7 protein-coding genes are annotated in these 7,907 nt (G+C 65.1%); 6 read left to right on the plus strand and 1 reads right to left on the minus strand.

Annotated features, from left to right (window positions below):
• From Q0693_RS00195 to Q0693_RS00220, 6 genes are all read left to right on the plus strand, one after another.
• The coding region (locus Q0693_RS00195) for a HEAT repeat domain-containing protein (protein WP_298628028.1) at positions 1–660 on the plus strand (660 nt) is incomplete at its 5' end.
• Complete coding sequence (locus Q0693_RS00200; RefSeq protein ID WP_298628031.1) at positions 657–2,060, plus strand: glycosyltransferase; 1,404 nt, start codon at positions 657–659, stop codon at positions 2,058–2,060. The genes Q0693_RS00195 and Q0693_RS00200, both read left to right, overlap by 4 nt.
• A 19-nt stretch (positions 2,061–2,079) precedes the next feature.
• The gene (locus tag Q0693_RS00205; protein WP_243029869.1) at positions 2,080–2,934 is read left to right on the plus strand and encodes a nitronate monooxygenase; all 855 of its coding nucleotides are present in this window, start codon (positions 2,080–2,082) and stop codon (positions 2,932–2,934) included.
• A gap of 41 nt (positions 2,935–2,975) precedes the next feature.
• Positions 2,976–4,688: an FAD-dependent oxidoreductase gene (locus Q0693_RS00210; protein ID WP_298628039.1), complete on the plus strand. Its 1,713-nt coding sequence runs from the start codon at positions 2,976–2,978 to the stop codon at positions 4,686–4,688.
• Between the two features lie 9 nt (positions 4,689–4,697).
• Positions 4,698–5,192, plus strand: a complete 495-nt coding sequence (locus tag Q0693_RS00215; RefSeq protein ID WP_243029867.1) for a hypothetical protein — start codon at positions 4,698–4,700, stop codon at positions 5,190–5,192.
• A 25-nt stretch (positions 5,193–5,217) separates the two neighbouring features.
• Positions 5,218–5,856 (plus strand): TetR/AcrR family transcriptional regulator, encoded by a 639-nt coding sequence (locus Q0693_RS00220; protein ID WP_243029866.1) that lies wholly within the window; start codon positions 5,218–5,220, stop codon positions 5,854–5,856.
• Here Q0693_RS00220 and uvrA read toward each other — a convergent pair.
• On the minus strand, positions 5,853–7,907 hold a 2,055-nt coding region (gene uvrA / locus Q0693_RS00225), incomplete at its 5' end, for an excinuclease ABC subunit UvrA (RefSeq protein ID WP_298628046.1). The genes Q0693_RS00220 and uvrA overlap by 4 nt on opposite strands.

Genomic DNA, 7,907 nt, shown 5'->3' on the forward strand with positions numbered 1-7,907 from the left:
TTAGCCCAAGCCCGCTTGCCGGAAACCCTGGAAGCGGTTCTTCCGTATCTGGCTCATCCGGACCCCGTCCTGCGTTTGGCGGCGGCCCGGGCTGGGGCCCGGGTGGCCCAGGGGCAAGGGCTCTTGGACTTGGCTAAAGCCCTTTTGGAAGCCGCCTTACCCCGGGGGGCCCTTTTGGAGGTGCTCCTCCTTCTGGAAGACCGGGCGGAGCCGGTGGTGGAGTATTTGCTTTCCCAAGGTGGTGGGGAGGAGGTTTGGGCGGCCCTGGAGGCTGTGGGCCGGCTTAAGCTGGCGTCCCTGGTGGAAAGGGTTCTTCCCTTCTTAGACCAGGCGGATCCAGAGCTTAAGGCGGCGGCCATGCGTGCCCTTTACCGCCTGCGCTACCCACCCCAGGGCTACGAGGGGCTTTTGCTGGCGGCCTTAAAGGATGAACGGGAGTTCTTGCGGGCCCATGCCGCCCGGCTCATGGCCCTTTTGGGGAACGATCTGGCCCAGCGAGCCTTGTGGAAGGCGCTTTCTGACCCTTCTTTTTACGTGCGCCGGGCGGCGGCGGAAGGGCTTTTGCGGATGAACAAGGGCTTTCTGGCCCAGGCTGCGGAACGCCACCCCGATCCCTTTGGCCGGGCCATGGCCCAGCAGGTATTCCGGGAGGCGGCGTGAACCTCCTTTTGGATTTCTTGTTCTTGTACCAGGTGGTGATCCTGTGGTATTTCGCCCTTTTGAACTTCTTTTATACCCTTTTCGCCTTCTTTGGCCTGGGGATGGTGGCCCGTTATGCCCGGGAGCTTTCTGAGCTTTCCCTGAAGGACCTCTTGGAGCGCGAGGCCTACCTGCCCGTGTCCATCCTGGTCCCCACCTACAACGAGGAGAAGACCATCGCCCACTCGGTGCGTTCCTTTTTGGCCTTGCATTACCCGGAGTTTGAGGTGATCGTGGTGGCGGACGGGCCCAAGGATCGGACCCTGGAGGTGCTCAAGGAGGCCTTCCGCCTGGTGGAGGTGGAATGGGCGTACCGTCGGGTCCTTCCCACCAAGCCCGTTCGGGCCGTGTACCGCTCATTGGTATACCCTAACCTTATCGTGGTGGACAAGGAAAACGGGGGCAAAGCCGATGCCCTTAACGCTGGGCTGAACCTGGCCCGGTATCCCCTGTTCTGCGCCGTGGATGCGGATAGCCTCCTGGATGCCCAGGCCCTTTTACGGGCGAGCCGCCTTTTCTTGGAGGATGACCGGGTATTGGCGGTGGGGGGGACGATAAGGCCCTTGAATGGGGCTGTGGTGCGTGAGGGTATTGTGGAGACCCTGCGCCTTCCCCAAGGGTTTTTGGAGCGTATGCAGGTGATAGAGTACGCCCGGGCCTTCTTCATGGGACGGGCAGGGTGGAGCGCCATGGGGGCCTTGCTCATTATCTCCGGGGCCTTTGGCCTTTTCCGGCGGGAGGAGGCCTTGCGGGTGGGGGGGTATCGCACCGACACCGTGGGGGAGGATATGGAGCTGGTGGTCCGCCTTCACCGCCGGGCCCGGGAGGAGGGAAGGGAGTACCGCATCCTTTACACTCCAGACCCCATCTGCTATACGGAGGTACCTGCGGACTGGGCCACCTTAAGGAGGCAGCGGAACCGTTGGCACCGGGGCCTGTGGGAGGTCCTTTGGAACCATCGGGTTATGCTCTTCAATCCCAGGTACGGACGCCTAGGCCTGGTGGCCATGCCCTATTTCTTCTTCTTTGAGGCCTTGGCCCCGGTGGTGGAGGTTTTGGGCTACGTGCTCTTGCCGGTCTTTTACCTCCTTGGCCTTTTTAATCCGGAGTTCGCCCTTCTCTTCCTCCTTTTGGCCGTGGGCTATGGGGTCCTTCTCTCCCAGTTGGCGGTGGGGATGGAGACGCTGCTTTTGCAACGGTATCCCCGGCTTTGGGACCGGGTGGTCCTTCTCTTCTTTGCCCTCCTGGAGGGCCTAGGCTATCGGCAGGTTCTGGCCCTGGAACGCTTCGTGGCCACCTTCCAGGTATGGCGCAAACGGGGGGTGTGGGGGGAGATGCGGCGGAAGGGGTTGGAGTCTTGAACCGGGTATAATCCCCTTCATGGAAACCGCCATCACCCGCATGCTGGGCATCCGTTATCCCATCGTGGCCGCCCCCATGTTCTTGGTCTCGGGGGCCAGGCTTCTTCAGGCGGTGGCCGAGGCGGGGGCTATCGGGGTGATCCCTAGCCTCAACTTCCGCACCCATGCCGCCTTCCGGGAGTTTTTGCAGGGCTTTCCCCAGGACCTTCCCTTTGGGGTGAACCTGATCCTCAAGGACAACCCCCGCCTCGAGGAGGACCTGGAGGCGGTGGCCGAGCGCCGGGTGCCCCTGGTGGTCACCTCCTTGGGGGACCCCACCCGTGTGGTGGAGCGGGTGAAGGCCTACGGGGGTGTGGTCTGGTGCGATGTGGTGGGCCTAAGGCACGGGAGAAAGGCCGTGGAGGCGGGGGCCGATGCCCTGGTGGCCGTGGCCGCAGGGGCCGGGGGGCATGCGGGAGCCCTAAGCCCCTTGGTCTTGGGGCCCTGGCTACGGGAAGAGCTGGGGGTGCCGGTGCTCATCGCCGGGGGCATCGCCACCGGCAGGCAACTGCTGGCTGCTTTGGCCCTGGGGGATGGGGCCTACATCGGCACCCGCTTCATCGCCACCGTGGAGTCCGAGGCCCCTTTAGAGTACAAGGAAGCCCTGCTTAGGGCCACCCCCGAGGATATCCAGTACACCCCCGAGGTCACCGGGGTGCCCGCCAACTTCCTCCGGGAATCCTTGGAGCGCTTCCGCCAGGGTGGGGGTAAGGCCTGGAAGGAGGTCTACTCCGCCGGGCACGGGGTGGCGTTCATCCGGGACCTTCCTTCCGCCAAGGAAGTGGTGGCCCGGCTGGTGGTGGAGTATCAGGAGGCCAAGGCCAACCTTCCATAAGAGGCTATCCGGGGCCTTGGGTGGGGAAGGCCCATTGGCCTATGCGCTTCCTTCTTCTAGCCTTCGTTTTAGGGTGGAATCTGGCCTGGGCCCAGTACGACCTGGTGGTCTACGGCGCCACCCCCCAGGGGGTGACGGCGGCGGTGGCTGCAGCCCAAGAGGGCCTTCGGGTGCTTTTGCTGGAACCCGGCCGGGGAGTAGGGGGGGTTCTCACCCAAGGGTGGCTGGCCACCCTGGACCTGGCCAAGGACCAAGAGGGTCTTCTCCAAGGAGGTCTCTTTCGCGACTTTTACCGCCGCATCGGGCAGGAGGCTTCCTTCCATGTGAAGCGGGCGGAGGAGGCCTTCTGGGCCATGCTCCGGGAGGCAGGGGTGGAGGTAAGGCTCCAGGCTTCCTTGGACCGGGTGGAGGTGGAGGCGGGCCGCCTGACCCGGGTGGCGACCCCGGAGGGTCCGGTTCTAGCCCCTTACTTTGTGGACGCCAGCGATACCGCGGACCTGGCCTTTCGCGCTGGGGCCAGTTTCACCCAGGGCCGGGAGGATACGGGTCTGGACTCCAGGAGCATGGCGGCCACTTTGGTCTTCCGCTTGGAGGGGGTTCCCTGGGGCGCCGTCTTCCTAGCCCTTAACTACGAGGGCCAGGTGCTGCGTACAGGGGCAGGGGCCTGGGGGCGAAGCGGCTGGGGCTTTGCGAGTCTGGTGCGGGGTTACCTCCCCTCCGATCCCAACCGCTATGCCCTTCGGGGCTTGAACCTGGCCCGCCAGGACGATGGGAGCCTCTTGGTTAACGCCCTCCTCCTCTTTGGGATGGAGGGGGCGGATCCCCTAAGCCTGGAGCGCATCCGGCGGGAGGCGGCCCTCGAGGCCGAACGGGTGGTGGCCTACCTGCGGGAGAAGGATCCTCTGCTCTTCGGCACAGCTCGCCTGGCTGGGGTGGCCCCGGACCTCTACCTACGGGAAAGCCGCCACCTTAAGGCCCTTTACCGCCTAAGGGCGGATGAGGTCCTCCTGGGCCGGACCTTTCCCGACGCCGTGGCCTTAGGGGGGTACCCCTTGGACGGCCAGGCCTACTTTCCCGGGGAAACCCCTTACCTTTTGGGTACTCCGGTGCCCTACGGGGTGCCCTTCCGCAGCCTGGTGCCCCAGGAGCTGAGGAACCTGCTGGTGGTTTCCCAGGCGGCGGGATTTGACAGCGTGGCCGCCTTCTCCGCCCGGGTGGTTCCCCTCCAGATGGCTTTGGGAGAGGCGGCAGGGGTGGCGGCGGCCCTCTTGCGCAAGGCCCCCCAGGCAGGGCTTGGCAAGGTGCCTCTGGCCGGTTTTCCCGAGTTGGCTGGGAGCGCCCCGGGCCTCGAGGCCCTGCGCAAGCGGCTGGTCCAAAGGGGGGCTAGGCTCTCCTCCCCGGAGAGGGAACGGGTGGAGGCGGATAGGCCGGGGTACCGGGAGGCGGTGGCCCTCTTGCGGCGGGGGTTGTTCGCTGGTCCCTATTACCTAAAGGGTTCCCTGGGCCTTTCCGAACCCATTCTCCTGGGGGACTTTTTGGCTAACCTGGAGCACTACTATCGGGCGAAGGGACCCGAGGAGCGCCTCAGGGCGGTGTTGAAGGCCCGGGAGCTTTTCCGGGGAGAGTTGCCGAGGCCCTCGAGGAGGTCCGTGCTGAACCAGATCTTTCAGGCCTTGGGAGAGGGCGGGCTTGCGGGTGGCGATCCCGTCACCCGGGGGGAGGCCGCCCTTATTTTGTACCGGCTTCTGCCATAATGGGTTAACGTGCTGGCCATCCTCCTCCTCCCCGAGTTTTCCGAGCTGGAGGCGGCCTTAGCCCTGGAGGCGGCCCGGCGCCTGGAATACCCCGCCTACACCGTGGCCAAGGGGCGGAAGGGAACCCCAGCCCTGGCGGGATCCGTCTGGACCCCCACCTACGCCTTTCCCGCAGCCCCCCCTCCTAGGGCCCTCTTCATCCCCGGGGCTAGGAGGCCCGGCCGCATGGCCCAAGACCCCACCTACCTGGCCTTTTTGGAGGAGATCTGGGAGGGTTTGGAGGCGGTGTTTTTAGGCTTTAACGCCCACCTTTTCCTGGCCGAGGTGGGGAGGCTTCCTACCCGGGTGGTGGCCCCGGGGGAGGTGGCCCGGTCCCTGGTTAGGCAGGGGTACCAGGTGGGGGAGGGCTCCTTCCACCGGGAGGCGAAGGTGTATTCCACCCTAGGAGGCCTGACCCTCCTCCAGGCCTTAGCGGACTGGGCCCAAAAGGTGATTGAACTTTAAGTTTGGGCAGGAGTACACTGCTTTCATGACCGTAAGGGAGTATCAGAAAAAGCGCCGTCGGGAGCGCATCTTCCAGGCGGCCATGGCCCTTTTTCGCCAGCAGGGTTTCCAAGAGACTACCGCCACGGATATCGCCAAGGCCGCCCACGTGTCCCGGGGTACCTTCTTCAACTACTACCCCTACAAGGAGGCGGTGCTCCTGGAGTACGGAAGCCTCCTGTTGGCGGACCTCCGGGAGCAGGTTAGGCGTGGGCTGGCCCAAGGGGAAGACCCTCTAGCCCTTCTGCGCTTCCTTTTCCAGAGGCTTGCGGGTTTTACCCAAGCGGAGAAGGACCTTCTTCTGCCTCTTCTTTACGAGCTATTAAACCCTGACCCCATCCGGGCCAAGGCGGCCTTTATGGCCCTGCCTTTGGGCGATCTGATCGCGGAGGTGTTGAAGCCCCTAAAGGAGAAGGGGGTGGTGCGCCAGGACCTTTCCTTGGAGCGCATGGGCCGTACCTTGGCTGACCTTTACTTCCTGGCCGCCTTGCGCTGGGCGGCCTATACCCCTAATCGGGATTTCGCGGAAGAGCTGGACAAATCCCTGTCCTTGGCCCTGGAGGGGATCCTGGCCCGCAGCCAACCGGCCCCGGTTTCCAGGAAATCCGCCAAGGCCAAGGCCTAGTCCGCCGCCACCTTTAGCCTTTCGGCGATCTCGGGGATCCGGGCCAGGAAGAGCCCCGTGGGGCTTCCCGAAAGGGCTACCTCCTCCGGGGTGCCCTCGGCCACGATCTCCCCTCCCCGGTCCCCTCCCTCGGGGCCCAGGTCAATGACCCAGTCCGCGGTCTTCACCACGTCCAAGTTGTGCTCAATGACCACCACGGTGTTGCCGGCGTCCACCAGGCGGTGGAGCACGTCCAGGAGCTTGGCCACGTCGTCAAAGTGAAGGCCGGTGGTGGGCTCGTCCAGGATGTAGAGGGTGCGGCCCGTGGCCTTGCGGCCCAGCTCCGTGGCCAGCTTGATCCGTTGGGCCTCCCCCCCGGAAAGGGTGGGGGAGGGCTGGCCCAGGCGCATGTACCCCAGGCCCACGTCCACCATGAGCTGGAGCTTGCGGGCGATGGTGGGGACGTGCTGGAAAAAGTCCAGGGCTTCCTCAGCGGTCATGTCCAGGACGTCGGCGATGCTCTTGCCCCGGAGCTTCACCTCCAGGGTCTCCTTGTTGTAGCGCTTGCCTTTACACACCTCGCAGGGCACGTAGAGGTCGGGCAAAAAGAGCATCTCGATCTTCACCGTGCCGTCGCCCCCGCAGGCCTCACACCGCCCCCCTTTCACGTTGAAGGAGAAGCGGCCTGGGCCGTAGCCCCGTTTCCTGGCCTCGGGGGTTTTGGCGAAGAGGTCGCGGATCTCGTCAAAGATTCCGGTGTAGGTGGCGGGGTTGGAGCGGGGGGTGCGGCCGATGGGGGACTGGTCTATTTCAATGACCTTGTCCAGGTGCTCGAGGCCCTCCAGGGCCTCAAAGGCCCCCGGGGTGGTCTTGGCCCGCATGAGCCTTTGCGCCAAGGCGGCGTAGAGGACATCGTGGATCAGGGTGCTCTTGCCCGAGCCCGAAGGCCCCGTTACCGCCACGAAGCGGCCCAAGGGGATGCGTAGGGTGACCCCTTTCAGGTTGTGCTCCCGGGCTCCCCTTAGCACCAGCCACTTGCCGTTGCCCTTCCGGCGCTCCTTGGGCACGGGGATCCTCTTCTCCCCTCGCAGGTAGGCTCCGGTAAGGCTCTTGGGGCTTCGGAGGATCTCCTCCAAAGGGCCTTGGGCCACCACCTCCCCCCCGTGGATGCCGGCCCCCGGCCCCATGTCCACGATCCAGTCCGCGGCCCGCATGGTCTCCTCGTCGTGCTCCACCACGATCAGGGTGTTGCCGAGGCCCTGTAAGCGCTTCAAGGTGGCGATGAGGCGCTGGTTGTCCTTGGGGTGCAGGCCGATGCTGGGCTCGTCCAGGACATAGAGCACCCCGGTGAGGCCGCTACCCACCTGGGTGGCCAGGCGGATCCGCTGGGCCTCCCCTCCGGAGAGGGTGTTGGCGGCGCGGTCCAGGGTGAGGTAGTCCAGCCCTACCCCCACCAAAAACCCCAGCCTTTCCACGATCTCCCGCAGGATGGGGCGGGCGATCTGGGCCTGGAAGGGGGGGAGATGGGCCTCGAGGTCCCGGAAAAACTCCAGGGCCTCGCGAACCGGCAGGGCCGAAACCTCGGCGATGTTTTTGCCCGCCACCTTCACGGAGAGCACCTCCTTCTTGTAGCGGGTGCCGCCGCAGACCGGGCAGGGCTTTTGCGACATAAACCCTTCCAGCACCTCCTTGACCCCTTCGGATTCCGCCTCCTGGTAGCGCTTCTGCAACCAGGGGATCACCCCCTCGTAGTGGACCTCCACCCGGAAGGTTTCCTTCCCTCCCCGGCGGAAGACCACCTCAAAGGGCTCGGGGAGGCCATAGAGCACCGCCTGTTTGGCCTCCTCCGGCAGGTCCTTGAAGGGGGTTTTGAGGTCAAAGCCCAGGTGTTCCGCCAGGGCCCGAAGCCGGTCCCAGAGGTAGCTTCGCCCCGTGTCCCTACCCCGGGCCCAAGGCAGGATGGCCCCCTCGGCCAGGGAGAGCTCGGGGTTGACGATGAGCTCGGGGTCAAACTCCTGCTTGTAGCCCAGGCCCGAGCAGGCGGGGCAGGCCCCGTAGGGGGCGTTGAAGGA

This window comes from uncultured Thermus sp. (genome assembly GCF_938010445.1).
Classification (GTDB): Bacteria; Deinococcota; Deinococci; order Deinococcales; family Thermaceae; genus Thermus; species Thermus altitudinis.